Consider the following 26,296-nt stretch of genomic DNA (forward strand, 5'->3'; position numbering starts at 1 on the left):
TGTAATATCTTTATTGATTGTTTAACAAAACCTCTAATACCTTGAAAAAACTAAGTTTCTTTTTGATGACTGCTTTCCTGTTATCAGGTTGTAATAAAGATGTTAAATTAACTTTCGAAACACAACACATCGAAAAATCATCTGATGCAACAATTGTTATTAATTATCCAAAAGCCATAGGATCTAAAGATGTTGCCCATAACATAAACCAACAGATAGCACATGTCATTATCAACGAAATAAATATGGCTGATACTCCAGAAAATGACATTTCTATTTCTGAAGCCGCTTCACAATTTGACAAGGAATACAAATCGTTTAAACAGGATTTTCAAGACAGCAGTCAAAAATGGGAAGTCAAAGTGGACGGCCAAGTGATTTATGACTCTCCAGAAATCATTTGCATTAGCCTTCAAACTTATACTGATACTGGCGGTGCACATGGAAATGGAAAAACTACATACTTAAATTTCAACCCAGCAAACGGGGTTCTATTTGAACAAAAAGATTTTATCAAGAATTTGGACGAATTTAAAAAAGTTGCCGAAAAAGCTTTTAAAGAACAAACCAAACCAAAGGATAATGATGAAAGCATGGAGGATTTTTTCTTTGGTGAGGATTTTCAATTACCATCAAACATAGGCTACACCAACAAAGGTTTGGTTTTACTTTACAACAATTACGAGATTGCATCTTACGCGCAAGGCATCACAGAAATCGTTTTACCTTATGCTCAAATTAAGGAATATCTAAAAGTAAATCCATAGTATCTAACAATAGAACCTGAAACATTTGATGCCACGCCAATTTCTAACGTAAAATAAATTGATATCCTAGTTGAAATTTCTTTATTTTGACGCCTATCATTTTTAAACCTTAAATCCACTTGTTTTGAAAAAAATATATCATTTAAAATCATGCAGTACGTGTATCAGGATCATCAAAAGCCTAGAATTACCTTCTGATTTTATTTTTCAAGATATTAAAAGTGAACCGATCACGGCCGAACAATTGGAAGAACTCCACGAGCTCTCCGGCAGCTATGAGGCCTTATTCAGCAAAAGGGCACAACGGTATAAAGCCTTGGGGCTTAAAGACAAAAATCTGACGGAAAAAGATTTCAAAAATTATATACTTGAACATTACACCTTCTTGAGCCGACCAGTTGTGGTTTTTAACCATCAGATATTTATTGGAAATAGTGCAAAAACCGTAGAAGCCGCGAAGAAAGCTATTTATGAAGGCTAGAAATACGTCGATCTGTAATGCTCAGAGTTTACGCTAGAACCTCATTGTTTTTGCGTCTCTATTCTAAAAGATCGAAATATAAAACATTACTCGTATCGCTAAAAAACCTAAATTCTCAACTTAAGTTCACTGGCTTTTTACCAAATTTGCGAGTATCCTCCTTGGTCAAGATTTTAAAATCCTTGGATTTAGGAAAAGTACCCATCTCCTCTAAAAACTCTGATGGCAATCCTGTTAATTGGCGCGTTTTTAAATTTATCCAAGCGCCCAAAAGCTCACAATTAGCCAAGTTTTCTCCTTTATCATTGTAGATATTGTGTTCTATCCTAAAAAACATACCGTCCTCACTCAGCCCTGTAACTTCAAGACTAACCCGTATTGGCGTACCCAAAAAGGCTTCCTTGAAATAAAAAATATGCTCATAAAAAACAACAGGACTGATTTGAAACTTTACAAGATTGGATAATGAAAACCCATGTTCTTCAAAAAATGCCACACGTGTATGGCTCATAAAATTCACATAAGCTGAATTGGCCAAATGTCTGTTGGCATCTACATCACTCCATCGGATTTCAAAATTCTTTAAGTACATAGTTTTTAGAATGTAGAGGATAGATTTTAGAAAATAGATCTGATTTAACACATTTAAAAATCACCACTAGATTAACAAGCCCACCTCCAGGTTAAAATTTAAAGAAGCAAATTTAGAATTTTTAAATGTCTCGGACACAATTCCATCGATTTATTATCTTATGAAAACTGATGATTTTCATTACCTTTGTGCAACTTTTAAAATAAGTCCATGATACACTCCATGACCGGTTACGGAAAATCTGTAATTCAGCTTCCTACTAAAAAAATATCAATTGAGATCAAGTCGCTTAACAGCAAAAATCTCGACCTGAATACAAGAATGCCCTCTTTATACCGAGAAAAAGAATTAGATATTCGCAAATTGATCGCTTCAAAATTGGAACGTGGCAAAATTGATTTTTCTATGTACATGGAAATTACCGGCGAAGAAACTTCTACACAAATCAATAAAACAGTGGTCAAACAGTACATCAAGCAGTTGAAAGAAGTGGTGGATGGTGACGAAACAGAATTGCTTAAAATGGCCATCCGATTACCAGACGCCGTGACTACGGAACGTGATGAGATGGATGAAGACGAATGGGGCGAAATTGCTGCAGAAATCAACATCGCCTTGGACAAAATACAACAATACCGTCTCGATGAAGGCAAAAGCTTGGAATCTGAATTTTTTGATCGTGTTGAAAATATATCTAATTTATTAGAGGAGGTTATTGCTATGGACCCCGACCGTATTGAAGCGGTGAGAGAACGTTTGCACAAGGGTGTTGCTGAATTGAAAGAAAAAGTTGACGAAAATCGCTTCGAGCAGGAATTGGTTTTCTATATCGAAAAATTCGACATTACGGAAGAAAAAGTACGCCTAAAAAACCATTTGGACTATTTCATCAAAGCACTTAAGAGTGATGATTCCAACGGTAAAAAATTAGGATTTATCAGCCAGGAGATGGGACGTGAAATCAACACCATCGGTTCAAAAAGCAACCATGCACCTATGCAGAAATTAGTGGTTCAGATGAAAGACGAATTGGAAAAAATTAAAGAACAACTGCTGAATGTACTATAGTGGGCAGTCTTCAGTAGGCATTAGACGGTTAGCGGTGGGAAGATTATCGTTTGATTAACGATTAGCGACCCGTCTACACGTGCCATTAAGGTACGTGCGGATTGAGGAATGTTGATTTTTGAATATCAATTAACAGTCAGTACCAATCAGATAAGTTCATGATACAAACTAATAAAATTTCCTTTTAATTGGAAAACTATATATTTAAAAATTATTAATTAGTGACGAAACTTAAAGACATCCCAGGTCAAGGGAAACTCATCGTATTCTCAGCGCCTTCGGGCTCAGGCAAAACAACACTTGTGAGACATTTACTCCAACAGGAAGAACTTAATTTGGAGTTTTCCATTTCGGCAACATCCAGAGAAAAAAGGAACAACGAGACCGACGGTAAGGATTATTATTTCTTAGACGCTCAGGCATTTAAAAACCGGATTAAAAATGATGAATTCTTAGAATGGGAAGAAGTCTATCGCGATAACTTTTACGGGACTTTAAAAACCGAAGTGAAGCGTATCTGGGCCAAAGGAAAAAATGTCATCTTTGATATTGATGTTTCTGGAGGTTTACGTATCAAACGAAAATTCCCTGATCAAACCATTGCCATCTTTGTAAAACCACCTAGTATAGACGAATTAAAGATTCGTTTAAAAAAGCGTCAGACGGAAAGCAATGATAAGATCAATATGCGTATTGCTAAGGCATCCGCCGAATTGGCGACTGCACCGCTGTTTGATGTCATAGTAATTAACGATGATCTTGATAAAGCCATTGCCGAATCGTACAAATTGGTGTCCGACTTTGTCAATGGAGATAGTCATAAATAAAAAAAAATACAGATGAAAATCGGACTCTACTTTGGCACGTTTAATCCTATTCATATTGGCCATCTCATTATTGCCAACCATATGGCCGAACATAGCGATCTTGACCAAATTTGGTTTGTAGTTACGCCTCAAAGTCCGTTTAAAGTCAAAGCGTCCATGCTTGATAATCACGATCGTTTCGAAATGGTGTATCGGGCCACGGCAGACTATCCTAAATTGCGCGCCAACGACATCGAATTTGGGATGCCTCAACCCAACTACACCATCAACACACTTGCCTATTTACAAGAGAAATATCCAATGCATGAGTTCGCATTGATTATGGGTGAAGACAACCTAAAAAGTCTCCATAAATGGAAGAACTACCAATTGATCTTGGCCAACCATCATATCTATGTTTATCCAAGATTATCAGAAGGAAAAGTTGAATCCCAATTTGATCAACATCCAAAGATCCATAAGGTCTCTGCTCCTATTATGGAATTATCCTCTACGTTTATAAGACAATCCATAAAAGAGGGCAAAAACGTTAAACCCATGTTGCCCGAACATGTTTGGGAATATCTGGATGAAATGAATTTTTATCGGTAAACACATCCCCGCCAGCATAAAACCTCTCAGGTTTTTAAAACCTGAGAGGTTTCCTAATTACAACACAGGAATTTCAATCGCATCTATTTCATCCTTATAGATCATAATATCGGATTGAATCTCATTTTTATTCAAATGAAACGTTTCTTCGAAAAGACCTTGATAGTATACAATCCCCTCTAATAAATTACTCTTAAAAACCGACCATTTCTTTATGTTTTTAATAGTTAATTCATCAGTAAAGGTCGCGATATCATTTTTCAAATAATCCACATACATTTTTAATTCCTTTACAAACATATTCGGTCGGTAAGTTTGCGAAAGTACTGACTGACCTCCATAAATATGCTGCACCATTTGGGACAAAGAAACTTCTTTATCAAAATAAGCCAAATTGGGCCCTGGACAGATGACCACACCTTGTTGTTGACCTTTGACAGGAATGTCGTTTTCAAGATAGGACGCATTAGCCAAACCAACACAAAGGCACGCCTTTTCAGTAATTTTATTTTTAGCGATTTCATAATGCGAAGATGGCATCGTCTCCTTTTTCAAATCCAATTCAGATAGTTTCACATCTTGATATTTCTTTGATGCGGTACAAATACCTTCCGGTCCAAACTCTTTACTTAAAGCCAAAAACTTTTTAGGGCAGGAACTTCCTGCTTTATTATTAGCAATCCGGTCTTGCTTATAAAACTCATTTGAAGTGCCTTTAAGTGTGTTAAAAGGCACACCTAGTGGTGAAATATCACTTAAATACAAATCGGCTTCCTTAGCCTCTGCCATGAGTTTTCGTGTTTCATTATCTACAGAGGTCGCTTCAGGAACTAATAGAAATGGTGTTCCCCAACCTACAGAATCTACCTGATAGTTATCAATTAGAAACTCATGTTCAGCCGCAGTACCCACGCCGCCTTGGACCGTAATCCTAATCTCTAAGTGATGTTCTGGAACATCTGTCTGTTTATCTACCAAAGCCTTTACAAAAACAGCATGCGTGCCTTGGAGTAACTCCGTTTTTTTACTTTTAAATTCCTCCAAAATTGGTCCTAATAAAAATCCTTCGGTTGCAAAGGCATGACCACCACAATTCAAGCCAGATTCCACACGGTATTCTGAAACCCAAAGTCCTTTTTTGGCTAAGTATTTCCCTTGGATCAATGCAGATCGGAAATCGCTCACCTTTAAAATAATTTTCTTTTTTAATTGGCCTTTGGCATCCGGATAAAAATCTTTGAAATTTTCAAAATAGCTATATAATCTTGGATTCATCCCAGCAGAAAGCACAACGGAAGAAGACAAATTACTATTTGCAAAACCACGGAGCGATGCATGGGCATCATTGTATTCTACCGGTAATTGCTCAGAGCCCTCGAAATTATCTTTATCAATTTTGGTCATGATGTTCACATCAATTTCTCCGGCAGACAAATGTGTATCGATATAATTTTTAATACTTTCCTTTATCAGCATCCCCTCTTCCAGCATTTTTAAAAGACCTTCTTTTATGCTCGATTTATGAGGAAGCATGCCTACAAAGTTTTCTAGGGCAGATTTGCTTTCTGACAATTCTTCCTTAAATTTTTTAAACTTGTCCTTAACGATGATATCCACTACATTCAAATACGCTGTAATACGTTTGGCGCGATAATCGTCTACTTTTTTGGAAATCTCTTGATAGGGTAAACTGAATTTCTGACTATAAAAAGCAGTCATCTTTTCTATAAGGTCGTCATCAATAATAGAGATGACGGAGGAAATACCAAATTGCGCCACACGAATGGGACTATCTATGGTATAAGCTAAACCCATAACAGGAATATGAAAACTGTGGGCTTGTTGGATGGCTATCATAATATGATTTGCTAAAAAATTAAGCCTCAAATGTAGATAACCTGGAAAATTCAAAAGATGACAATTGTCACCGCTTATTAAATCTTATTGTATTATATTGGAGGTTTTGTTCTTACCACCTGTTGGGATTTAGCTTTCAAATATCACATCCATGCCATAAAGTCTTCTGGTGATTTCCAGTTTTGTGTCTACCAAAAAGGACTGATTAGGGATTAAAAGTGATAAAACGCATTTTGATAATGCGTTAATTCTTCTTTTGTTTTATTCTTCAAAATAGCGATAATATCAAATCGAGATTCCAAATTAATATCGTTTTCAATGATAAAGGCATCCATCGCTTTGACCAAGAGTTTGATTTTACTTGGCTTCACAAATTCTTGGGGATCACCGAAAAAATCGGAATTTCGGGTTTTGACCTCCACACAAACCATCATGTTGTTATGTTTTGCAATAATATCAATTTCGGCCTTTTGGAAGAAATAGTTTTTGCACATAATCTCATAACCTTTTGAGAGAAGGTATTCCGCGGCAATTTTTTCGCCAATTTTACCAAGTTCGTTGTGGTGTGCCATTATTCCTGCGAAGGCAGGAATTTCATCCTGCTATTTTGAACTAATTAAAAAGCCACGAATTATGAAAGTAGTCTTCATTCAGCAGTCGGCAGTCTTCAGTCGGCAGTGAGCTACTAAGAAAAATCCTACTTGTCAAATTTTACCGTTGATACCTCTTTCCCAACGGAAAGTTCAATGTTTCGACCAAAAATCATGGCTCTATTATCATCTTCATGTCCGGCCGGCATTTTAAATGCAATAGGAAAATCATAATCAGCCAAGGCATCTAAAATCAATTGTTCAATAGAGCTTCCCCATGGGGTGGGGTTTTCCCTTACTTTGGAAAAATCGCCCACAATAACCCCTTTACAATTGTCAAAATAGCCTGCGCGCTTTAAACTTTGCAACATCCTATCGGTATGGTAAGCATATTCTCCAATTTCTTCAATAAATAGAATCTTACCTGAAGTATCAATGCTGGTTTTAGACCCCAACAGGGTATGTATCAACGTTAAGTTCCCGCCAACCAATTCACCGGTCACAGTTCCTACTTTGTTATACTCTGACCCTTCTAAGGTATAAGCCAAAGGTTTTCCGAAAATTGCATCCTTAAAGGTACTGACAGTTTCTTCAATGCCTTTCAGGTCTTTGGTTATGCCTGCAGCCATGATGGCATGAATAGATTCAAAACCTTCATTGTGCAATTGGCTGTGTAATGCGGTGATATCAGAATAACCTATCACCCATTTTGGTTTCTTCTTAAATTTGGTATAATCTAATTTATCCAAAATCCGCACGGTTCCGTAACCGCCACGTGCTGACCAAATAGCGCTGATGGTTGGATCATCCATCGCCTGTTGAAAATCGGCGCAACGCTCCGCATCGGTTCCTGCAAAATGATTACTTTCAGCATAAAGATGTGTTCCCAAAACGGTATGCAATCCCCAACTTGCCATCAGATCTTGGGCATTTTGGATTTCCGCATTTCTATTTTTCAGAACACCAGATGGCGCCACAATGGCCACCGTGTCTCCAGCTTTCAAATAGGCAGGACGCACAAGCGTTTGCTGTTTCATAGATGATGATTTTTCTTGTGCAAATAGGTCTTGTGGGCCTAGCCACATAACTATGCAACTTAAAACGAGGGTAAATGATATTTTCGACATAATGTAAAAATACATTTTTTTTCTAAATCGAGGCCAAAATGTGTACTTTTGTGGCTTCTAAAAACAGTGCGTCATTGTGAGTAAAAAAAAGCAATCAATCAGTTCAAAACTGAAGTTTGCTGTTTCGTCTTGTTCCTTGCAATAAATCACCATTAAATTACTAGTTGATGAATCAACCTAAAAGATATACCATTACAGCAGCATTGCCATACACCAACGGCGCCATCCATATTGGTCATTTGGCGGGAGTTTATGTACCTGCCGATATTTATGCGCGCTATTTAAGATTAATTGGAAAAGACGTCGCCTTTATCTGCGGAAGCGATGAACACGGCGTTCCCATTACCATAAAAGCAAAAAAGGAAGGGGTGACACCTCAGGATATTGTGGATAAATACCACGCCATTATCAAAACCTCCTTTGAAGATTTTGGGATCAGCTTTGATAACTATTCACGGACCACGGCTAAAATCCATCATGAAACGGCTCAAGAATTTTTCAAAACCCTGTACGATAAAGGTGAATTTATTGAAGAAACTACCGAACAACTTTATGATGAAGAGGCCGATCAATTCTTGGCCGATCGCTTTGTAACGGGAACTTGTCCAAAATGTGGTTATGAGGAAGCGTATGGCGACCAATGCGAAAAATGCGGAAGCAGCTTAAATGCTACAGATTTGATCAATCCGAAATCGGCTATCAGTGGCAACGTACCTACTTTAAAACAGACCAAACATTGGTTTTTACCTTTAGACAAGCATGAAGCATTCTTAAGAGAATGGATTCTGGAAGGTCACAAGAAAGATTGGAAACCTAACGTTTACGGTCAAGTTAAATCATGGATTGATGATGGCTTGCGCCCAAGAGCAGTCACCAGAGATCTCGATTGGGGCATTCCTGTGCCTGTTGAAGGCGCTGAAGGTAAAGTCTTATATGTCTGGTTTGATGCGCCAATTGGTTACATTTCCTCTACCAAGGAATGGGCCGAACGTGTTGGAAAAGATTGGGAACCTTATTGGAAGGACGAAAACACCAAACTGGTGCATTTTATAGGAAAGGATAATATTGTGTTTCACTGTATCATTTTCCCGGCCATGTTGAAAGCAGAAGGTTCTTATATTTTACCCGACAATGTTCCGGCCAATGAATTTTTGAATTTAGAAGGCAATAAATTATCCACTTCAAAAAATTGGGCCGTTTGGTTGCCAGAATATTTGGAGGATTTTCCAAACCAGCAAGATGTTTTGCGTTATGCACTAACTGCCAATGCCCCAGAAACCAAAGACAACGATTTTACTTGGAAAGATTTCCAGGCCAGAAACAATAATGAATTGGTGGCCATTTTCGGAAATTTCATCAATCGTGTGGTGGTGTTGACTGATAAATATTATGACGGCATTGCTCCCGATCCATCAGAATTTAGCGCTGTAGATGAAGAAACATTGGCAGCAGTAAAAGCTTATCCAGATGTGATTGCAAGCTCCATAGAACGTTACCGATTTAGGGAAGCGAGCCAAGAACTCCTCAATTTAGCCAGATTGGGCAATAAATACTTGGCAGATGAAGAACCATGGAAACTGGTAAAAACCGACGAAGCGCGCACCAAAACCATCATGTTTGTGTCACTTCAAATAGCGTCGGCTTTGGCCACATTGAGCGAGCCTTTTTTACCATTTACGTCTGATAAATTGAAAACCATTTTGAACATTCATTCTGGTGACGCCAAAAATTCATGGACGGATATCGCCTCCAAGAAAGTCCTACTTCCTACGGGACACCGGATTGGAAAGGCAGAACTTTTATTTTCAAAAATTGAAGACGAGGCCATCCAAAGTCAATTGGATAAGCTCATTGCAAGCAAATTAGCCAATGAAGCCGCTAACAAGAAAGTAGAGCCACAAAAAGAAACCATCACTTTTGAGGATTTCTCAAAGCTGGATCTTCGCGTGGGCACCATTTTGGAAGCTGAAAAAATGCCAAAGGCCAATAAATTATTGGTTTTAAAAATTGACACTGGAATTGACGTACGAACGATCGTTTCTGGAATTGCTGAGAGCTTTACTCCGGAAGAAATCATTGGTAAACGCGTCACCGTATTGGTCAATTTAGCGCCAAGAATTTTAAGAGGCGTTGAGAGTCAAGGGATGATTTTAATGACAGAATCTGAAGATGGAAAACTGGTCTTTGTCAATCCGGACACCTCAACTGAAGCCAAAGTCCCTAACGGTTTGCAGATTAGCTAAATTAACGGTTTTACGTAACCAGCTATTTTATTTTGTAAATGGCTTAAAATAGTTTCTTAACTTTGATAAACAAATTAATAAAAAGGTCACCATGAAAAATATTATTCGTTTATCATTTTTGACTTGCATCCTACTTTTTAATTGTAAAACGCAAGTGCCACCGCAAGCGCCTTCCAGTAAAGGAGAAACACCTTTTATTGGCACAAAATGGGTATTGACCAAACTCAATGAAGACGTCTTGAATCTCACCAAAACTGAATTAGAACAACCATTCATAAAGCTTAGTGCCAAAGATAATGGCGTAGGCGGCAATGGGGGGTGTAATTCCTTTGGAGGCACATTTACCTTAAAAGACAACCAGCATATAGAATTTTCCCAAATGATGGCAACTATGAGATATTGTGAAGGAAGCAGTATTGAAAACATGTTCATGGCCAATTTGCAAAAAGCGGTAAGTTATACTATCAATAATGGCGAATTGACCCTTAGGGACGAAAACGGCTATGTTTTGGCATCCTTCGAACCAGAATCAGAGAAAACGGACTAATTAATTCGCCGAAAGCGCAATTATCCTTTCTAATCTTATGATTAATTAAAACTAAAACACTTAAAATGAAAAAAACTATCATCAACACCTTATGCATCACCCTTGTTTTCCTCATAACAAGTTGTAATTCTGGAAAGAAAAAAGAAACACAAGTTATTGAGGAACCACAACAAGAAATAGAAATGGAAGCTACTGGCGACAACAGTATGACCTCCTTAGATTGGGATGGCGTATATGAAGGCGAATTGCCTTGTGCAGATTGTGAAGGCATCAAAACCGTAGTCACAATCAACAGCGACAAGACCTATACCATACAAGAAACCTATTTAGGAAAAGAAACGACACCAATTGAAACTAAAGGTACTTTTGAATGGGATGACCAAGGTCAAAAAATTATCTTATCAAATGACAGAAATCCTTTCTTTGTTGGCGAAAACACTCTGACCCTTTTGGACAGTGATGGCAACAAAAATACTGGAGAACTCGAATCCTTTTACGTTTTGAGAAAAGTCATGGATTAATCCAAAATCACAAAATATAAAATTAAGAACTGTTTGAAATTTCAAGCAGTTTTTTTTATCTTCTTATCTTTACAACTCATTCTTTAAAGCCTTTACATGTCATTGATTTCTTATATCATTTCCCAAACAAAACTTCCAGAACTCTCGGTAAAAAATACGGTCGAATTATTAAATGAAGATGCCACCATTCCGTTTATTTCGCGATATCGAAAGGAACGCACAGGCAATCTTGATGAAGTGCAGATTGGTGATATTGTAAAATATAAGGAGCAATTTGAAGCGCTCGAAAAACGTAAAACGGCAGTTTTAAAAGCGATTGAAGAGCAAGATGCCTTAACTCCTGAATTAAAACAAAAAATTGAATCCGTCCAGGATTTGACGGCGCTGGAAGATTTATATCTCCCCTTCAAGAAAAGCAGGAAAACAAAGGCTGAAACGGCGCGACAAAACGGTTTGGAACCTTTGGCCAAAATAATTATGAGTCAAAATGCGTCAGATTTGGGATCGATTGCATTTAAATACATTAAAGGTAATATCGCTTCCGCAGATGACGCTCTGGAAGGCGCCCGGCATATAATTGCGGAATGGATCAATGAACGTACCGATATTAGAACTAACATCCGTCACCAATTGGAGCGTTTTGCGATGATCTCCACAAAAGTTGTTAAGTCCAAAATAGAAGACGAAGACGCACAAAAATTCCGTGATTATTTTGATTGGGAAGAGTCATTGAGCCGCATACCATCGCATCGATTATTAGCTATTTTGAGAGCCGAAACCGAAGGCTTTATCAAATCTAAAATCACCATTGACGATGATAAAGCATTGACGAAAATTGAAGACCGAATCATCCGCGCAAATAACGAAAGTACTGAACACATAAAAATGGCCATTCAGGATGCTTATAAACGATTGCTCCTACCTTCCCTTTCAAACGAAGCCCTTCAAAATGCCAAAATTAAAGCTGATGAAGCCGCCATTTCGGTATTTGCAAAAAACTTAAAACAATTGCTTTTGGGCTCCCCCTTAGGCGAAAAGCGAATTTTAGCCATCGATCCTGGATTTAGATCAGGATGTAAAGTGGTGTGTCTCGATGCTCAAGGCGGATTGCTTTACAACGAAACCATTTATCCGCATCCTCCAAAAAACGATACCCTTGGGGCGATGAAAAAAATAAGCTCGCTATCCGAAGCTTACCAAATTGAAGCTATTGCTATTGGTAATGGCACCGCATCTAGAGAAACAGAAGCGTTTATCAGAAAAATAAGGTTTAAAGACGACATTCAGGTTTTTGTAGTCAGTGAAGCTGGTGCGAGTATTTACTCGGCTTCAAAAATCGCACGTGATGAATTTCCCAATTATGATGTCACCGTTAGAGGATCGGTTTCCATTGGCAGACGACTTCAGGATCCCTTGGCAGAGTTGGTGAAAATTGACGCTAAGTCTATTGGTGTTGGACAATATCAGCATGATGTGGATCAAACAAAGCTTAAAAAAGAATTGGACGTCGTAGTGGAAAGTTGCGTGAATGCCGTTGGCGTTAACCTCAACACCGCCAGTGCAAGTTTGTTGAGTTATGTGTCTGGAATCGGGCCAAAATTAGCGGAGAATATTGTCAATTATCGCGACGAGCATGGCGCTTTTTCATCAAGAAAAGACATCCAAAAAGTGCCGCGCTTAGGGGCTAAAGCTTTTGAACAAGGTGCTGGATTTTTAAGGGTCAAATCGGCTAAAAACCCCTTGGATGATTCTGCTGTACATCCTGAAAGCTATTCCATAGTTGAAAAAATGGCAAAAGATTTGGGCAAGGAAGTGTCTGATTTAATCGGTAATACATCCGAACTTCAAAAACTCGATTTGAAAAAATATTGTACAGATACTGTTGGATTGCCTACACTTCAGGACATTATTAAAGAATTGGAAAAACCAGGATTGGACATTCGGGAGCAAGCCAAAGTTTTCACTTTCAACCAAAATATCAAAACGATCAACGATTTGGAAGAAGGTCAATTATTACCTGGAATTATTAACAACGTGACCAATTTTGGTGCGTTTGTAGATATCGGTATCAAAGAAAGTGGCCTGATCCATGTATCTAATTTATCGGATACTTTCGTTACGGATGTGAATGCCCATGTGGCCTTACATCAACAAGTGATCGTTAAGGTTTTGGACGTCGATATTCCGCGAAAGCGTATCCAACTAAAGTTGCAAAAATAACAACTTATTGCAGTTCCTTGCTTACAAGATACGTGGTATAACCTATAAACACCAACAAAAGGATTCCGGCTTCCCAGCGGTCTAAAGTTTTTTTCTTACCGGTAAACATGGCCACAAACAAAAACAAAGTCCCGCCCAATAAGAGGTAAATATCGGTATTGAACACCGTACTGAATGTAATTGGCCGCACAAGGGAACTCACCGAAAGGATCAGGAAAATGTTAAAAATATTGGAGCCAATAATATTTCCGATAGCAATATCACTATTTTTTTTCATGGCTGCCACTACTGAAGTCATCAATTCTGGCAAAGAAGTGCCGGCCGCAATAATGGTAAGTCCTATAATCTTCTCGCTCACCCCCAAATCGCTTGCGATAGAAACCGCATTGTCCACAATTAATTTTCCACCAATAACCAAACCGATCAAACCCAAAACAATCAATCCCCAAATTTTGTAGTTGGAGGCTTTAATGATTACAACCTCTTCAGTAGAGGGATCACTTTTCATTTGTTTATAAATATAAAATAAGAAAAGTAAAAACATTATGAGAAAGATTATCCCGTCAATTCTTGATAATCCCATATCAGAAAACAAATAGCCATTGGCTAGCACCAGAAAGACTACAGCCGCTAAAAATGAAATGGGAATTTCCTTCCAAACGGTTGAGGATTGTACAGCAATCGGAAAAATAAGACCCACAATACCTAAAATCATGAACAGATTAAAGTTATTGCTCCCGATGATATTACCCAGAACAATATCTGAATGGTTTTCAAAAGAAGCCACGGTATTTACTACCAATTCTGGAGCAGAAGTTCCAAAGGCTACAATGGTCAACCCAATGGCCAAATCTGGAATTCTATTCTTTTTTGCCAATAGCGTAGAACCATTGACCATCCAGTCTGCACCTTTTATTAAAAGGACAAAACCCACAATAATAAGAAAACCATCGAGCAACATAACCTATTTATTTATCATCAAAAGTAGCGGAAAAACTGACACGAAATAGGGTGTTATAATTATTTTATATAAAAAAACCATCCCTGTATTTCTTCCATTTTGAAGAAGTCAAAAGGTCGAAAAGAGATGGTTCTTTTTGCGTTTGCATTAGTTATGCCGCTACGACATTATTCTTGTTGTACTTATGTTTATTAATAAGTGCCAACCATTTTTCGGCGCGCGCCACCTCTTGGTTTTGAGAGAAATTATCGTCATTATTATATAACGTTATGGTCACCGGCGGTCTATTGGACACAAAAGTGAACTCTAATTCAAGACGCATCATTTCAGAATAGTGCTTATCACCATTTTTATAATCTTTATTTATTTTATTGATGACACATTTTCTGACATCATCCAACTCTACTTTTTCAAATTCAGAATCTGGTGTGTTCAAGTTGTTATGTAGTAATGTGTTTTCTTGGGCATCATAACCCAAGCAGTGATTATTCCAATATTCTACCTGCGATAGGTTAAGATTTTGTGCCTGGGCAATTTTTTGAAATGCTTTCTTCTTTTTAGAAACAGCACTTCTTTCAGCCATGATAAACCAGGCGAAAGGTACGATGACGATGAGTACGACGACTAACATCACCACATTTAATGAGATATCCATTGTTTTATGTTTTTAAATGATAATATAAACTTGAAGAGATGCGATTAGGCATCTTAGATTTTAAACGAGAAGAAAAATCAGTTTATGTAAAACAATGAAAAGGAAAAATAATGTCCTTGATAGTGAAGTTGACCACAATTTGTTGACCAATGGTGTAATAAGAAAGCGAATAGGACGATTGAGGAGTTGGGCTGCTATCTGGTTTACTTGGCTGAGTGAAGGTTTTTACTGGTGGCGTCTCATGGGTTGACGACTGGTTGACTTCAAAAACCGCATCCAAAAATAACGGACTATGATCATGGTCGTCCGTGGCAGAAATGTTGTCTACGGGTGTATATGACGCACTTGGCAATGTTCCTAGATCATTAGATCCGAACAACATCAACCATCCGAAAAGATAAAATATAATACCTTTTAAAGCGAACATCATCGTGTTTTTACATTACAAAGATAAGTTATAGGGATGTTAAAAAAATCAAAACCTCTGCAATTAATTTCACCGCAGAAAACAAGTATAAAAAAGAATACCTACGGTGCCCAATATAGTTATCTGTTTTTTATCCAATTTTTAGGATAGATTTTTATATTTTGCCACCTCGATCTTTGATAAGAGATCACCATCATCTCATTCCATTCCACAAGTTATTACTTATGCTTAAAATAGCGTTCCATCCTATTTACAACCATCCATTACCAGAAGGGCATCGGTTTCCAATGCTTAAATATGAATTGCTCCGAGACCAACTGTTATATGAAGGCACCTGTACCCGCAATAATTTTTTTGAGCCTACTTCGTTGGAGGATTCCTTTATTCTGAATGTTCATACTTCAGACTACTTTAACGATTTAAAAAACCTCACCTTAGATGCCAGGGCGGCACGTAAAATCGGATTTCCGCTAAGCGAAGAGTTGATCAAACGTGAAATCATTATTGCAGGCGGTACCGCAAAAGCGAGCGAATTCGCTATAAAAAACGGTATTTCTATGAATATTGCTGGAGGTACCCACCACGCCTATTCCAATCGAGGTGAAGGATTTTGTATGCTGAACGATCAGGCTATCGGCGCGCGCTATCTTCAGGAAAAAAAGTTAGCGGAAAAAATTTTAATTGTCGATTTAGACGTGCACCAAGGGAACGGCACTGCTGAAATATTCCATAATGATCCATCGGTTTTTACGTTTTCGATGCATGGAAAAAGCAATTATCCATTTAAAAAAGAAATCAGCGATTTGGATATTGCTCTAGAAGATGGTTGTGATGATGACACCTATCTTTCGATCTTAAAAGATAATTTACCCAAGTTGATCCAAACTGAAAACCCAGATTTCATCTATTTTTTATGTGGTGTCGATGTGATTGCTTCCGACAAGTTGGGAAGATTGGACCTATCCATAGAAGGTTGTAAAGAACGCGACCGTTATGTCCTACAAATCTGCAAGGATCATAAAATTCCCGTTATGTGCAGTATGGGCGGTGGTTATTCGCCAGAGATCAAAACTATTATTGACTCGCATGCCAACACGTTTCGATTGGCTCAAAGCATATTTTTCTGAAATTTCAATAAAAAAATTCCAAATCCCAATGGTTTGCATTGGAATTTGGAATTTGAATATTGAAATTGAATTTCTCCTATTTCCCTCCCAATAGCAGGAGTTCATTACAGAACACTTCTGTGATATAATGCTTCTTGCCATCTTTATCGTCCCATGAGCGGTTGGTCAATTTACCTTCAATGGCGATTTCTTTGCCTTTGGCCACATATTTTTCTACAATTTCTACCAGACCACCCCTTACTATAATGTTGTGCCAATAGGTGCGCTCCACTTTGGCGCCGTCTTTGTCTTTATAGCTGTCATCTGTAGCCATAGAGAATTTCGCCATTTTGTTTCCGTCAGGAAAGTTTACAATTTCAGGATCTTGTCCTAATCTTCCAATCAACTGTACTGTGTTTCTTAATGCGTTCATGATTTCTAAAATTTAAAGGTTAAACAGTTAATACTATTGAATATCGTTCGGTCAATTCAACATTACAAAGATGCAATGGCTTCCTAATGTTATTCGGTTGTTAACTAATTAAACTCGTTTGTAAATGATTGTAGTCGTTTGTAAACAGATAAAATTCACTTCAAAAAAACTATTTTAGAATAGACCGTTTGGTTGAAAAATAAGTACTTATCGCTAACTTTACTTGAAACTTAAAATATAATATTATGGCAGTAATTATGCATGTCGATTTTCCGCATAAGAATATTTGGGGAAAAGAAATGGCAATTCAAATGAAAGAACTTGCGGAAAGCATTAATAAGGAACCTGGTTTTATCTGGAAATTTTGGACAGAAAGCAAGAAAGACGACATGGCCGGAGGTGTTTATATGTTCGATTCTCGACAACATGCAGAGAACTATTTCAAAATGCATTCAGCAAGATTAAAGGAATTTGACTATTCAGATATCCGAGGAAATATTTTTGAAATAAATGATGAACTTTCCACCCTAAATAAAGCGCCTTTTTAATTGATTTGATTTTATAATTATATCTATCTTATTTTACGGGGATGTTGTTCCTTCGAGTCAAGAACACAGAATCATGAAATTGAAAGGTGCAACATCTATTCCACCCGCTTCAGCGCCTCAAATAGCAATTTGGCTTTCTTGCCTTCTATAGTGCCGCGATCAGAATATACTATAGTGCCCGCACTATTGATAACGAAATAGGACGGAAACGAACGCAAATCATAATGCTGATCAAAAATGGCATCACCTTGCAGGACCATGTAATTGATCTTTCCAGTTTTAACTGCCTGTCTGGTTTCCTCTAGATTATAATCAAAATTTACCGTGATGACTTTAATCTTGGTGCCAAATTCATTTTCTATTTCTTTGACTTTTGGAAGGGATGCCATACAATGGCTGCACGACGATGTCCAAGCTTCCAAAAAGATTGGGGACCCTTGAAAATCCTTCAACGACACTTTTTTACCATCCAAATCCAATAAGGTCCAGGCAGGGGCTTTAATATTGAGCATCGGCTCTTTTTTAATTCCGAAAACAGAAGAAACATAGCCCTCCTTCTCCTTATGTGTAAAGGTATCGTCATCCATAACCTCATTAAATACAAGCGCGTCATAGACTATTTCTTTTTTACCAGAACCGTCATTAGCTATTTCAAGTTTTAAAGGAATCTCCAATTTGGTGTCTAACCAAATTTTGTATTTATCAAAGCTATATATATAGGCTGTTCTATCATTAAAATCCGTTTGTTCAACATAGACCATGTCCTCTTTAAATTGATTCATGAGTTTCGTCGTCACCAATAGATTATCATCATCTCCCATATATGCCTCCAAATATCTTGGAATAGAGCGGTCTTTGGCATAATCAAAGATGGTAATTTTATTCTTTTTATCTTCTACCACAGCCAAAGAAGCGAGTTTATAAAAAATAGATATGTCTTGGTTCATTTCCTTGAAGAAAAACAGTTTTAAATGTGGCTCATAACCAACCTTCTTTAATTTATAAACGGTTTGGGTAGTTGGTTTGGAGGTATTGGATGTTGTGGATGTAAAACTTAAGGTCTCCCAAGTATTCAATTTCTCCAAAGTTTTGGCCAATACCTCATCTGGAGAGGCTATTTTCTCCTTTCCTTCACAGGAGAATAAACTAAGAGCGACGGATAATACAAGCACATATAATTTCATGAATCTCAAATTTTTAGCAAAAATGAAATTTACAGCCTTATTTACTATTAAAAAAACCTGAGCTTATTCTTTTGAAGAAATCAAAGAGGCTCCCCTACTTATACACTTCAAAACAGAGATGAAACATGACCTAATAAAAATGCAAAATCGCTGTTTAGAACTTTTATCCGACCCTTCTACGTGCGCTTCTAAAAACCTATAAGTTCTTTGGAGTCAAGGCATCCGTTTTAGATAAGCCAATAAAAACAAGCTTACTTTAAAGAACTTTTTATATATTTAAGAGAATTTAGCCATTGTGGACTGCAGAGCTTAATAGAGTTGTTAGGTTCATGAGTATAAACTAGAAACCCAGCTCCAAAACCGTCCGCATAGCTCGGGAAAGATTAAAAATAAAAACAGGGAATTATGAAATTAACCTCAAGAGAAACAGAAAAACTCATGCTCTTTTTGGCGGGTGAACTTGCTGAAAAAAGAAAAGCGAGGGGTTTAAAATTAAACTATCCGGAATCCATAGCTTTAATAAGCGCAAGACTTCATGAATTAGCCCGTGATGGTAAGAAAGTAGCAGAACTCATGCAATTAGGGGCCACTTTTCTTACCCGAGAAGACGTGATGGAAGGTGTTCCTGAAATGGTCAAAGACATTCAAATTGAAGCCACTTTTCCCGATGGAACCAAGTTGGTAACCGTAACCAATCCTATCCGTTAACAAAACTCAGAAACCATGATACCAGGAGAATATATTTTAAAAGAAGAGGACATTGTTTGTAATGCAAAACAGGAAAGTACCACTCTTAAAGTTATCAATACGGGAGATCGACCAGTACAGGTTGGGTCGCATTTTCATTTTTTTGAAGTCAATAAGGAAATTTCGTTCGATCGCGAAAAAGCCTTTGGAAAACGCATGGATATCCTATCGGGAACCGCAATACGCCTAGAGCCAGGAGAAGCTACTGAAGTACAATTAATAGATATTGGTGGAAACAGGAAGTTTTACGGCGCCAGTAATCTAACTCAAGGGGATACGACATCTAAAGAGAGCTTGGCAAAAGCCATGAAGAAAATGGAAGCAGAAAATTTTAAAAACATCAAATCATGAGTTTTAAAGTAAACAGAATAAAATACGCCAATAGTTACGGTCCTACCGTGGGTGATAAAGTACGCTTGGGAGATACTGAACTTTTTATTCAAATTGAAAACGATTTTAACAGTGACCATTATGGGGAAGAAAGCACGTTTGGTGGGGGTAAAAATGTTCGCGATGGGATGGCACAGTCGTCAACTAAAACTAGAAATGAAAATGTTCTTGACTTTGTAATCTTAAACGTCATTGTGCTTGATCATTGGGGAATTGTAAAAGGTGACTTAGGCATAAAGGACGGCAAAATTGTAGGTCTGGGTAAGGCTGGAAACCCAGACACCATGGACGGCATTTCAGAAAACATGATTATTGGTGCTTCTACAGAAGTGCATTCGGGAGCCGGTCATATATTAACTGCTGGCGCAATAGACACCCATGTTCATTTTATCAGCCCACAACAAGTTGAACATGCTTTATTTAGTGGAGTGACTACAATGATTGGTGGCGGATCTGGCCCTGCAGATGGCACCAGTGCAACTTTAGTGACCTCTGGCGCATGGCATATAGAAAAAATGATCCAAGCTACAGAGAACTTCCCTATGAACGTTGGTTTCTTTGGAAAAGGAAACTGTAGCACAACCGCACCATTAATAGAACAAATAGAGGCCGGAGCACTTGGATTAAAAGTTCATGAAGATTGGGGTGCCACCCCAGCCGTACTGGATGCCGCACTTACAGTTGCTGACAAATACGATATTCAAGTAGCCTTACACGCCGATAGCTTAAATGAAGCGGGGTTTTTAGAACACACGGTAAACGCCATTAATGGAAGAACGATTCATACTTTTCATACTGAAGGTGCGGGGGGTGGCCACGCCCCGGACATTATGAAAATTGCAGCGCATTCCTATGTGTTGCCAAGTTCCACAAACCCAACCATGCCTTACACGGTCAATACTATTGATGAACATTTGGACATGCTTATGGTAGCCCACCATTTAAAAAAATCCATCCCTGAAGATGTGGCATTCGCAGATTCAAGAATTAGAAAAGAAACTATGGCCGCTGAGGATGTTTTGCATGACTTGGGAGTGATCAGTATGATGAGTTCAGATTCTCAGGCTATGGGAAGGGTTGCCGAAGTTATTATTAGAACCTGGCAAACCGCCCATAAAAACAAGGTACAGCGTGGGTTTCTGGAAGAAGATAAAAAAATTGAAGCCGACAATTATAGAGCAAAAAGATATGTGGCAAAGTACACCATTAATCCAGCGCTAACCCATGGTATTTCTAAACATGTAGGCTCGGTTGAACCAGGTAAAATGGCCGACCTTGTATTATGGAAACCCGCTTTTTTTGGTGTTAAACCAGAAATGGTAATTAAAGGCGGCATGATCGCAGCCAGTAAAATGGGCGATCCTAACGCGGCTATCCCTACGCCACAACCTGTTTTAATGCGAAATATGTTCGCAACCTTAGGGACTGCCGTGCATAAAACTTCGGTAACCTTTGTTTCACAAGCAGGAATTGATAATAATATTGTGGAAAAATACGGTGTTAAAAAGAAATTAATAGCTGTAAAAGGCTGCAGAAGCATTGGCAAAAAGGATATGGTTCACAATAATGCTATGCCAAACATTGAAATCAATCCTGAGAATTATCAAGTAACCGTGGACGGAAAAGTCATTACCTGTGAGCCTCTAGATGTTGTTCCATTAGGTCAACTCTACTTTCTTTTTTAAGAGTGTAAATTCTTAAACTAAAACGATGATTTGTAAAGAAGTAATTGGTAATATAGATACATATCCTATAGGCAATAAAACTAAAGATCCACTCAACCTGCAATGGTTTGAGACTACTAAGCGCATTATGCGTAAACGGTCGGAAGGAAATCAAGAGGTTGTCATTAAATTTCTAAAGGAAGGGACACGACTCAAAGAAGGCGACATTGTTTATGAAGGCCCGGACAAAGTCGTAGTCGTAAATATTTTGGCTTGCGATGCCATACAAGTAACCCCAAGATCCATTTACGAAATGGGGACGGTTTGCTATGAAATAGGAAATAAACATTTGCCACTTTTCATTCAAGATGACCACGTGCTTATTCCCTATGAAAAACCGTTGGAACGCCTTCTAATGGCTACTGGGTATGAAGTCAAAAAAACCCATTGCAAATTGCTCAATATGCTAAAAGCCAATGTAGAACCTCACCAGCATGGAAGATCAGGAAGTTCACTCTTTTCTAAAATACTTGAACTAACCACTAAAGAGTAGCACAATTATGAGATACTGCTGCCTCAAAAAACATTTTTTTGGGCAGCAGATTATTTATAAGATAAAATGAAATGAATAAGAACACAACCAAACCTACAGCATTGGGTTCACTTATTGTTATACTCCATATTTCGGATCCCACATTGCCCATTGGCGGATTTTCGCATTCAAATGGTTTGGAAACATACGTTCAGCAGCATCTGGTAAGGAACGCTTCCACCACCCAAGAGTTTGTAGAAAGCATGCTGAAAAACAATTATAAGTACAATGATGGCTTAGCGGTAAAACTGGCTTTTGAATTCACTGAGCAAAACAACTTGGATGACCTCCTAAAATTAGACAACGAATGTCAAGCTTTGAAGGCCCCATTAGAGGTGCGCGAGGCCAGTGAGAAATTGGGTAATCGTCTCATAAAAATCTATGCAAAATTATTAGAGGAGCCATTTTTAAATGAAATCAATGATCTCATTGCAAAAAAGAAGATGCTGGGCCATTATTCTGTCGTGTATGGAAGCATTACGGCACTATTAAAAATAGATAAGGAGCAAGCTATCTGTGCGTTTCTTTATAATGCCGCCGTTGCTATGGTTACAAATGCGGTAAAGCTGGTTCCACTTGGCCAAACGGATGGTCAACAAATAATTTATAACGTTCAAGGCCTTATCGAAGATTTGACTTTAGAAATAATGAATGTCGAAAGAGACCTACATGGTGTTTGCAACACCGCCTTGGACATTAAGTGCATGCAACACGAACACCTCTATTCAAGATTATACATGTCCTAAAAAACTACAATTAAAGATACTATGGAAGAAAGAAAATATATAAAAATTGGCGTTGCAGGACCAGTAGGTACTGGAAAAACAGCTTTGATAGAAAAAATAACAAAAAGAATTGCAAAAGACTATAGCATTGGTGTGGTCACTAATGATATTTATACAAAAGAAGACGCTAAATATCTTGAAAAAAACTCCTCCCTGGATGCCAATAGAATTATTGGTGTGGAAACCGGTGGATGTCCTCATACTGCTATTAGAGAAGATGCCAGTATGAACCTTGAGGCAGTTGACGAAATTGTTAATAGACATCCAGAGGTGGAAATCATCTTTATTGAAAGTGGCGGCGATAATTTATCAGCTACGTTTAGTCCTGACCTTGCCGATGTCACCATTTTTGTAATTTCCGTAGCGGCAGGATCTGATATTCCTCGAAAAGGGGGTCCAGGCATCACGCGTTCAGATTTATTGGTCATCAATAAAAAAGATTTAGCTCCTTATGTCAATGCCGATTTAAAACTCATGGAAGATGATGCGCGCAGAATGCGAAACGGAGAACCTTTTGTCTTTACCAACCTGATGACTGATGAAGGCTTGGACAGCGTGATCCAATGGATAAAGCGCTACGCCTTGGTGGAGGAGCAAACTCAAGAACCGCAACTCCTTAGATAATGGAAAAATACAGTCTTAAAACTGGACTAAGAGAACAAACGATACTAAAAGACGTCTATTTTACGCCACCGTTTAACTTGGTTGAAGTTAGAGAAAATAAAAAAAATCCATTGTTAGAGATGATGGTGATGTCTTCATCACCTGGGATTTTAAACGATGACTTTTATGATATCAATATTGAAGTGATAGATGGCTCTTCATTGAATTTGCAGACCCAATCCTATCAGCGCATCTATGTTTCTGATAAAGGCACCAACCAACAGATGAATATTTCAGTAGGAGATCGCGCTTATTTTAGCCATGTACCCCATCCTGTGGTACCTCATAAAGGAGCCCGTTATACAGCTAAGAGCACCATTAATCTCAAAAAAAGCAGTACATTTTTGTGGAGCGACATATTAACCTGTGGACGGAAATTTATGGGAAAAGGAGAATTATTTCAGTTTAAAAAGCACCACGCCATTACAGAAATATATCAAGAGGATGTTCTGATTTTTAAGGACAACCTCTATATCGTTCCTGAAAAAATAAATCTGAAGGATTTTGGTCAATACGAAGAATACACCCACCAAGGAAGTTTATTCTTTATAGTTCCGGAAACTGATGTTACAGAACGCATGGTCCATATCTCCAACAGATTATCAAAAGAAGAGGGCATTAGTTACGGCATATCTAAGTTGTTAGATAATGCCTATATACTCAGAATCCTGGGAAATGAAGGCCAACAACTCTATAAATTATTTACCGAAATACGTTTAGCTGAAGATAAATTAATTAACCAGAGAGTAAGCATAAATTAAACAAATGGAAACAGAATTGAGCATTTTATTGTTTACGGCAGTTTCTGTAAGTGTATTGCACACCGTCTCAGGTCCGGATCACTACATTCCTTTCATAGCCATAGGGAAAACCAAAGGTTGGAAACTTCCAAAAATCGTCATGTGGACTATTATTTGTGGAACGGCACATGTTTTGGCTTCTGTATTAATTGCCTCAGGAGGTGCTGCATTAGGATTTTCCTTGAGCAAAATAGATGGCCTGAACGAAATTAGAGGTGGTTTGGCCAGTTGGGCCATCCTCATCTTTGGACTTCTCTATTTTCTGTACGGCCTTTATGGAGTCTATAAAGAGAAAAGACACAAACATTTTGATGTTTATGACGATGGTTCAGTTTATGTTTTTGAGCACGATCACAAACAAATGACCTATCCGTCCAATCGAAGAAAAGTGACACCATGGGTTCTTTTTTTAATTTTTTTACTGGGACCATGTGAAGTCCTATTTCCTTTGTTGACCTATCCAGCGGTTGAACAATCTACATTTAATATGTTTATTTTAATCACAACCTTCCTGTTCACCACCGTCTCAACAATGGTCTTGGTTGTGATATTAATTTATTACGGTTTTAATTTTATTAAAACCGAATGGTTAGAAAAATACGTGACCCCAATCTCAGGCCTCTCCATTGCCCTATGTGGAGTAGGAATGGTTTTTTTAGGATGGTAAATTTCATCTCTATTAAATAGTTTCCTTCTCCTTTCGTCGTGTATACCCTTTAATGGATGAGCACATGTTGCTTATCCTTTTTAAGGAATTCCATTTGGACTTGGCCTTTCAAATTTCCTATAAATTTTGGCGGGCTGTTAAATGTTAATAAAATACATCTTGATTATAAATATTTTTATATTTGAAGTATGTCCAAACTTCTAAGCTTCCTCTACCCTATTACAAAAAAAATTCAATCCGAGTTTAGCGGGACTTTGGAAATCACTTGGCACAACGGAAAAAAGCATCTCGACACCAAAAACGCAAATTACTCTTATGGTTCCCTTCAAAGAATTTTGAAGTTTGGATTGGACCACATTGATGTGAACAGAGTAAATTCGGTCTTGCTTTTAGGTCTGGGTGGTGGCAGTGTAGTTGAAACGCTCCGTCAAGATTTTTCCTATTCCAAAGATATCACCGCCGTGGATATTGATCCGACCATCATAGAAATTGCCAAGAATGAATTCAAGCTCAAAGAAGATGAGTATTTAAAAATCGTTTGTGCAGATGCCTTGGATTTCATGCAAATAAATAGCACTCAATTTGATTTGATCATCATCGACTTATTTATAGATACTGAGGTGCCAAAAGCATTTTTGGGAATTCCGTTTTGGAAGGACGTTCTTAAAGCCTCATCTACTAATGGCGCCATTTTATTTAACGCATCCTTAGCCAAATCAAAAAGCAATGCTTTAATTAAGGTTATCGAATTCTTAAAATCACGTATGTACCACACCGAAGTTTTTGAAAAAGTCAATGCGACCAATACCCTTATTTTATCAAAAGGATTATAAACCATTCAAAACGAAATATTTGTATCTTGTTCTTAAGTTAACTTCATAAATTATGAGCAAAGCGTGTTTAGAATGTGGAGAAAAAATTGTCGGGAGAGCCGATAAAAAATTCTGCAGTGATGCCTGTAGAAATTCCTATAACAACACCATCAACAAGGATGGGAAAAACCTGATCAGAAACACCAACAACAGATTGCGGAAAAACTATCGGATCTTGGAGGATTTAAATCCAGACCAAAAGACGAGGGTTTCGCGTGGAAAATTGATTGAAAAAGGATTTGATTTTAATTATTTCACAAGTATCTATACCACTAAAGCAGGCACGGTATATTACTTTGTATATGACCAAGGCTATTTACCTCTGGAAGGTGATTTTTATGCTTTGGTGAAGCGGGAGAGTTGATCAACTT

At 37.8% G+C, this 26,296-nt stretch carries 30 protein-coding genes; 21 read left to right on the top strand and 9 right to left on the bottom strand.

Features of this window, described 5'->3' with window-relative positions:
• The first annotated feature begins 41 nt into the window (after positions 1–41).
• Together VLZ86_RS03145 and VLZ86_RS03150 are read left to right on the top strand one after the other, a co-directional pair.
• Positions 42–767: a DUF3298 and DUF4163 domain-containing protein gene (locus tag VLZ86_RS03145; protein ID WP_325448634.1), complete on the top strand. Its 726-nt coding sequence runs from the start codon at positions 42–44 to the stop codon at positions 765–767.
• A 124-nt stretch (positions 768–891) separates the two neighbouring features.
• Positions 892–1,248, top strand: a complete 357-nt coding sequence (locus tag VLZ86_RS03150) for an arsenate reductase family protein (RefSeq protein ID WP_325448636.1) — start codon at positions 892–894, stop codon at positions 1,246–1,248.
• Positions 1,249–1,363: 115 nt separating this feature from the next.
• Here the strand turns inward: VLZ86_RS03150 and VLZ86_RS03155 are convergent, their stop codons facing one another.
• Positions 1,364–1,840 (bottom strand): thioesterase family protein, encoded by a 477-nt coding sequence (locus tag VLZ86_RS03155; protein ID WP_325448638.1) that lies wholly within the window; start codon positions 1,838–1,840, stop codon positions 1,364–1,366.
• A 210-nt stretch (positions 1,841–2,050) separates the two neighbouring features.
• Between VLZ86_RS03155 and VLZ86_RS03160 the strand changes: the two genes are divergently transcribed.
• The 3 genes from VLZ86_RS03160 (at position 2,051) to nadD (ending at position 4,326) form a co-directional block, all read left to right on the top strand.
• Positions 2,051–2,908 (top strand): YicC/YloC family endoribonuclease, encoded by an 858-nt coding sequence (locus tag VLZ86_RS03160; protein WP_325448640.1) that lies wholly within the window; start codon positions 2,051–2,053, stop codon positions 2,906–2,908.
• A 221-nt stretch (positions 2,909–3,129) separates the two neighbouring features.
• Positions 3,130–3,735 (top strand): guanylate kinase, encoded by a 606-nt coding sequence (gene gmk, locus VLZ86_RS03165; protein WP_325448642.1) that lies wholly within the window; start codon positions 3,130–3,132, stop codon positions 3,733–3,735.
• A gap of 12 nt (positions 3,736–3,747) precedes the next feature.
• Positions 3,748–4,326, top strand: a complete 579-nt coding sequence (nadD, locus tag VLZ86_RS03170) for a nicotinate (nicotinamide) nucleotide adenylyltransferase (protein ID WP_325448644.1) — start codon at positions 3,748–3,750, stop codon at positions 4,324–4,326.
• 57 nt (positions 4,327–4,383) lie between these two features.
• Here nadD and VLZ86_RS03175 read toward each other — a convergent pair whose 3' ends face one another.
• The 3 genes from VLZ86_RS03175 to VLZ86_RS03185 form a co-directional block, all read right to left on the bottom strand.
• On the bottom strand, positions 4,384–6,183 hold the full coding sequence (locus VLZ86_RS03175; RefSeq protein ID WP_325448646.1) for a hypothetical protein: 1,800 nt from the start codon (positions 6,181–6,183) through the stop codon (positions 4,384–4,386).
• Between the two features lie 212 nt (positions 6,184–6,395).
• Positions 6,396–6,755, bottom strand: coding sequence for a YraN family protein (locus VLZ86_RS03180; protein WP_325448648.1), 360 nt, complete (start codon positions 6,753–6,755; stop codon positions 6,396–6,398).
• A 125-nt stretch (positions 6,756–6,880) separates the two neighbouring features.
• Positions 6,881–7,810, bottom strand: coding sequence for an LD-carboxypeptidase (locus VLZ86_RS03185; protein WP_325448650.1), 930 nt, complete (start codon positions 7,808–7,810; stop codon positions 6,881–6,883).
• Positions 7,811–8,067: 257 nt separating this feature from the next.
• Between VLZ86_RS03185 and metG the strand changes: the two genes are divergently transcribed.
• The 4 genes from metG (at position 8,068) to VLZ86_RS03205 (ending at position 13,431) form a co-directional block, all read left to right on the top strand.
• On the top strand, positions 8,068–10,143 hold the full coding sequence (gene metG, locus VLZ86_RS03190) for a methionine--tRNA ligase (protein ID WP_325448652.1): 2,076 nt from the start codon (positions 8,068–8,070) through the stop codon (positions 10,141–10,143).
• A 91-nt stretch (positions 10,144–10,234) separates the two neighbouring features.
• On the top strand, positions 10,235–10,690 hold the full coding sequence (locus tag VLZ86_RS03195; RefSeq protein ID WP_325448654.1) for an META domain-containing protein: 456 nt from the start codon (positions 10,235–10,237) through the stop codon (positions 10,688–10,690).
• Between the two features lie 65 nt (positions 10,691–10,755).
• Positions 10,756–11,211 (top strand): copper resistance protein NlpE, encoded by a 456-nt coding sequence (locus VLZ86_RS03200; RefSeq protein WP_325448656.1) that lies wholly within the window; start codon positions 10,756–10,758, stop codon positions 11,209–11,211.
• 96 nt (positions 11,212–11,307) lie between these two features.
• Positions 11,308–13,431, top strand: coding sequence for a Tex family protein (locus VLZ86_RS03205; RefSeq protein WP_325448658.1), 2,124 nt, complete (start codon positions 11,308–11,310; stop codon positions 13,429–13,431).
• A 4-nt stretch (positions 13,432–13,435) separates the two neighbouring features.
• Here VLZ86_RS03205 and VLZ86_RS03210 read toward each other — a convergent pair whose 3' ends face one another.
• From VLZ86_RS03210 to VLZ86_RS03220, 3 genes are all read right to left on the bottom strand, one after another.
• Positions 13,436–14,392, bottom strand: coding sequence for a calcium/sodium antiporter (locus VLZ86_RS03210; protein WP_325448660.1), 957 nt, complete (start codon positions 14,390–14,392; stop codon positions 13,436–13,438).
• Positions 14,393–14,543: 151 nt separating this feature from the next.
• A complete protein-coding gene (locus VLZ86_RS03215; protein ID WP_325448662.1) occupies positions 14,544–15,047 on the bottom strand; it encodes a hypothetical protein in 504 nt (167 codons plus the stop codon).
• Between the two features lie 82 nt (positions 15,048–15,129).
• Positions 15,130–15,477: a hypothetical protein gene (locus tag VLZ86_RS03220; RefSeq protein ID WP_325448665.1), complete on the bottom strand. Its 348-nt coding sequence runs from the start codon at positions 15,475–15,477 to the stop codon at positions 15,130–15,132.
• 221 nt (positions 15,478–15,698) lie between these two features.
• Between VLZ86_RS03220 and VLZ86_RS03225 the strand changes: the two genes are divergently transcribed.
• On the top strand, positions 15,699–16,601 hold the full coding sequence (locus tag VLZ86_RS03225) for a histone deacetylase (protein ID WP_325448666.1): 903 nt from the start codon (positions 15,699–15,701) through the stop codon (positions 16,599–16,601).
• 76 nt (positions 16,602–16,677) lie between these two features.
• Here VLZ86_RS03225 and VLZ86_RS03230 read toward each other — a convergent pair whose 3' ends face one another.
• The gene (locus tag VLZ86_RS03230) at positions 16,678–17,013 is read right to left on the bottom strand and encodes a single-stranded DNA-binding protein (RefSeq protein ID WP_325448668.1); all 336 of its coding nucleotides are present in this window, start codon (positions 17,011–17,013) and stop codon (positions 16,678–16,680) included.
• A gap of 245 nt (positions 17,014–17,258) precedes the next feature.
• Between VLZ86_RS03230 and VLZ86_RS03235 the strand changes: the two genes are divergently transcribed.
• Entirely contained in the window at positions 17,259–17,561 is a 303-nt protein-coding gene (locus VLZ86_RS03235; protein ID WP_325448670.1) for a monooxygenase, read from the top strand.
• Positions 17,562–17,656: 95 nt separating this feature from the next.
• Here VLZ86_RS03235 and VLZ86_RS03240 read toward each other — a convergent pair whose 3' ends face one another.
• Positions 17,657–18,745: a TlpA disulfide reductase family protein gene (locus VLZ86_RS03240; RefSeq protein WP_325448672.1), complete on the bottom strand. Its 1,089-nt coding sequence runs from the start codon at positions 18,743–18,745 to the stop codon at positions 17,657–17,659.
• Positions 18,746–19,150: 405 nt separating this feature from the next.
• On the opposite strand from VLZ86_RS03240, the gene ureA reads away from it, so the two are divergent.
• From ureA to VLZ86_RS03290, 10 genes are all read left to right on the top strand, one after another.
• Complete coding sequence (gene ureA, locus VLZ86_RS03245) at positions 19,151–19,453, top strand: urease subunit gamma (RefSeq protein WP_129015824.1); 303 nt, start codon at positions 19,151–19,153, stop codon at positions 19,451–19,453.
• Positions 19,454–19,468: 15 nt separating this feature from the next.
• Positions 19,469–19,843: an urease subunit beta gene (locus VLZ86_RS03250; protein ID WP_325448675.1), complete on the top strand. Its 375-nt coding sequence runs from the start codon at positions 19,469–19,471 to the stop codon at positions 19,841–19,843.
• On the top strand, positions 19,840–21,567 hold the full coding sequence (gene ureC / locus VLZ86_RS03255; protein ID WP_325448677.1) for an urease subunit alpha: 1,728 nt from the start codon (positions 19,840–19,842) through the stop codon (positions 21,565–21,567). Before VLZ86_RS03250 ends, ureC begins: the two co-directional genes overlap by 4 nt.
• A gap of 25 nt (positions 21,568–21,592) precedes the next feature.
• Complete coding sequence (ureE, locus tag VLZ86_RS03260) at positions 21,593–22,099, top strand: urease accessory protein UreE (protein WP_325448679.1); 507 nt, start codon at positions 21,593–21,595, stop codon at positions 22,097–22,099.
• Between the two features lie 71 nt (positions 22,100–22,170).
• Positions 22,171–22,884 carry an urease accessory protein UreF gene (locus VLZ86_RS03265; protein ID WP_325448681.1) on the top strand — a complete coding sequence of 238 codons (714 nt, stop codon included), beginning with the start codon at positions 22,171–22,173 and terminating at the stop codon, positions 22,882–22,884.
• A 21-nt stretch (positions 22,885–22,905) separates the two neighbouring features.
• Complete coding sequence (ureG, locus tag VLZ86_RS03270) at positions 22,906–23,547, top strand: urease accessory protein UreG (RefSeq protein ID WP_325448683.1); 642 nt, start codon at positions 22,906–22,908, stop codon at positions 23,545–23,547.
• On the top strand, positions 23,547–24,347 hold the full coding sequence (locus VLZ86_RS03275) for an urease accessory protein UreD (protein WP_325448685.1): 801 nt from the start codon (positions 23,547–23,549) through the stop codon (positions 24,345–24,347). The genes ureG and VLZ86_RS03275 overlap by 1 nt, the downstream gene beginning before the upstream one ends.
• A 4-nt stretch (positions 24,348–24,351) precedes the next feature.
• A complete protein-coding gene (locus tag VLZ86_RS03280; RefSeq protein WP_325448687.1) occupies positions 24,352–25,053 on the top strand; it encodes a hypothetical protein in 702 nt (233 codons plus the stop codon).
• 188 nt (positions 25,054–25,241) lie between these two features.
• Positions 25,242–25,886 carry a fused MFS/spermidine synthase gene (locus VLZ86_RS03285; protein WP_325448689.1) on the top strand — a complete coding sequence of 215 codons (645 nt, stop codon included), beginning with the start codon at positions 25,242–25,244 and terminating at the stop codon, positions 25,884–25,886.
• A 52-nt stretch (positions 25,887–25,938) separates the two neighbouring features.
• Positions 25,939–26,289, top strand: a complete 351-nt coding sequence (locus VLZ86_RS03290; RefSeq protein ID WP_325448691.1) for a hypothetical protein — start codon at positions 25,939–25,941, stop codon at positions 26,287–26,289.
• The last annotated feature ends 7 nt before the right edge of the window (positions 26,290–26,296 follow it).

The organism is Gelidibacter sp., from assembly GCF_035515035.1.
Lineage (GTDB): Bacteria > Bacteroidota > Bacteroidia > Flavobacteriales > Flavobacteriaceae > Gelidibacter.

Bases quoted from the DNA above. Each gene is read 5' to 3' on its own strand.
- VLZ86_RS03155 (WP_325448638.1), bottom strand. From the start codon at position 1,840: ATGTACTTAAAGAATTTTGAAATCCGATGGAGTGATGTAGATGCCAAC.
- VLZ86_RS03160 (WP_325448640.1), top strand. From the start codon at position 2,051: ATGATACACTCCATGACCGGTTACGGAAAATCTGTAATTCAGCTTCCT.
- nadD (WP_325448644.1), top strand. From the start codon at position 3,748: ATGAAAATCGGACTCTACTTTGGCACGTTTAATCCTATTCATATTGGC.
- VLZ86_RS03175 (WP_325448646.1), bottom strand. From the start codon at position 6,183: ATGATAGCCATCCAACAAGCCCACAGTTTTCATATTCCTGTTATGGGT.
- VLZ86_RS03180 (WP_325448648.1), bottom strand. From the start codon at position 6,755: ATGGCACACCACAACGAACTTGGTAAAATTGGCGAAAAAATTGCCGCG.
- VLZ86_RS03185 (WP_325448650.1), bottom strand. From the start codon at position 7,810: ATGAAACAGCAAACGCTTGTGCGTCCTGCCTATTTGAAAGCTGGAGAC.
- metG (WP_325448652.1), top strand. From the start codon at position 8,068: ATGAATCAACCTAAAAGATATACCATTACAGCAGCATTGCCATACACC.
- VLZ86_RS03195 (WP_325448654.1), top strand. From the start codon at position 10,235: ATGAAAAATATTATTCGTTTATCATTTTTGACTTGCATCCTACTTTTT.
- VLZ86_RS03200 (WP_325448656.1), top strand. From the start codon at position 10,756: ATGAAAAAAACTATCATCAACACCTTATGCATCACCCTTGTTTTCCTC.
- VLZ86_RS03205 (WP_325448658.1), top strand. From the start codon at position 11,308: ATGTCATTGATTTCTTATATCATTTCCCAAACAAAACTTCCAGAACTC.
- VLZ86_RS03210 (WP_325448660.1), bottom strand. From the start codon at position 14,392: ATGTTGCTCGATGGTTTTCTTATTATTGTGGGTTTTGTCCTTTTAATA.
- VLZ86_RS03215 (WP_325448662.1), bottom strand. From the start codon at position 15,047: ATGGATATCTCATTAAATGTGGTGATGTTAGTCGTCGTACTCATCGTC.
- VLZ86_RS03220 (WP_325448665.1), bottom strand. From the start codon at position 15,477: ATGATGTTCGCTTTAAAAGGTATTATATTTTATCTTTTCGGATGGTTG.
- VLZ86_RS03225 (WP_325448666.1), top strand. From the start codon at position 15,699: ATGCTTAAAATAGCGTTCCATCCTATTTACAACCATCCATTACCAGAA.
- VLZ86_RS03230 (WP_325448668.1), bottom strand. From the start codon at position 17,013: ATGAACGCATTAAGAAACACAGTACAGTTGATTGGAAGATTAGGACAA.
- VLZ86_RS03235 (WP_325448670.1), top strand. From the start codon at position 17,259: ATGGCAGTAATTATGCATGTCGATTTTCCGCATAAGAATATTTGGGGA.
- VLZ86_RS03240 (WP_325448672.1), bottom strand. From the start codon at position 18,745: ATGAAATTATATGTGCTTGTATTATCCGTCGCTCTTAGTTTATTCTCC.
- ureA (WP_129015824.1), top strand. From the start codon at position 19,151: ATGAAATTAACCTCAAGAGAAACAGAAAAACTCATGCTCTTTTTGGCG.
- VLZ86_RS03250 (WP_325448675.1), top strand. From the start codon at position 19,469: ATGATACCAGGAGAATATATTTTAAAAGAAGAGGACATTGTTTGTAAT.
- ureC (WP_325448677.1), top strand. From the start codon at position 19,840: ATGAGTTTTAAAGTAAACAGAATAAAATACGCCAATAGTTACGGTCCT.
- ureE (WP_325448679.1), top strand. From the start codon at position 21,593: ATGATTTGTAAAGAAGTAATTGGTAATATAGATACATATCCTATAGGC.
- VLZ86_RS03265 (WP_325448681.1), top strand. From the start codon at position 22,171: ATGAATAAGAACACAACCAAACCTACAGCATTGGGTTCACTTATTGTT.
- ureG (WP_325448683.1), top strand. From the start codon at position 22,906: ATGGAAGAAAGAAAATATATAAAAATTGGCGTTGCAGGACCAGTAGGT.
- VLZ86_RS03275 (WP_325448685.1), top strand. From the start codon at position 23,547: ATGGAAAAATACAGTCTTAAAACTGGACTAAGAGAACAAACGATACTA.
- VLZ86_RS03280 (WP_325448687.1), top strand. From the start codon at position 24,352: ATGGAAACAGAATTGAGCATTTTATTGTTTACGGCAGTTTCTGTAAGT.
- VLZ86_RS03285 (WP_325448689.1), top strand. From the start codon at position 25,242: ATGTCCAAACTTCTAAGCTTCCTCTACCCTATTACAAAAAAAATTCAA.
- VLZ86_RS03290 (WP_325448691.1), top strand. From the start codon at position 25,939: ATGAGCAAAGCGTGTTTAGAATGTGGAGAAAAAATTGTCGGGAGAGCC.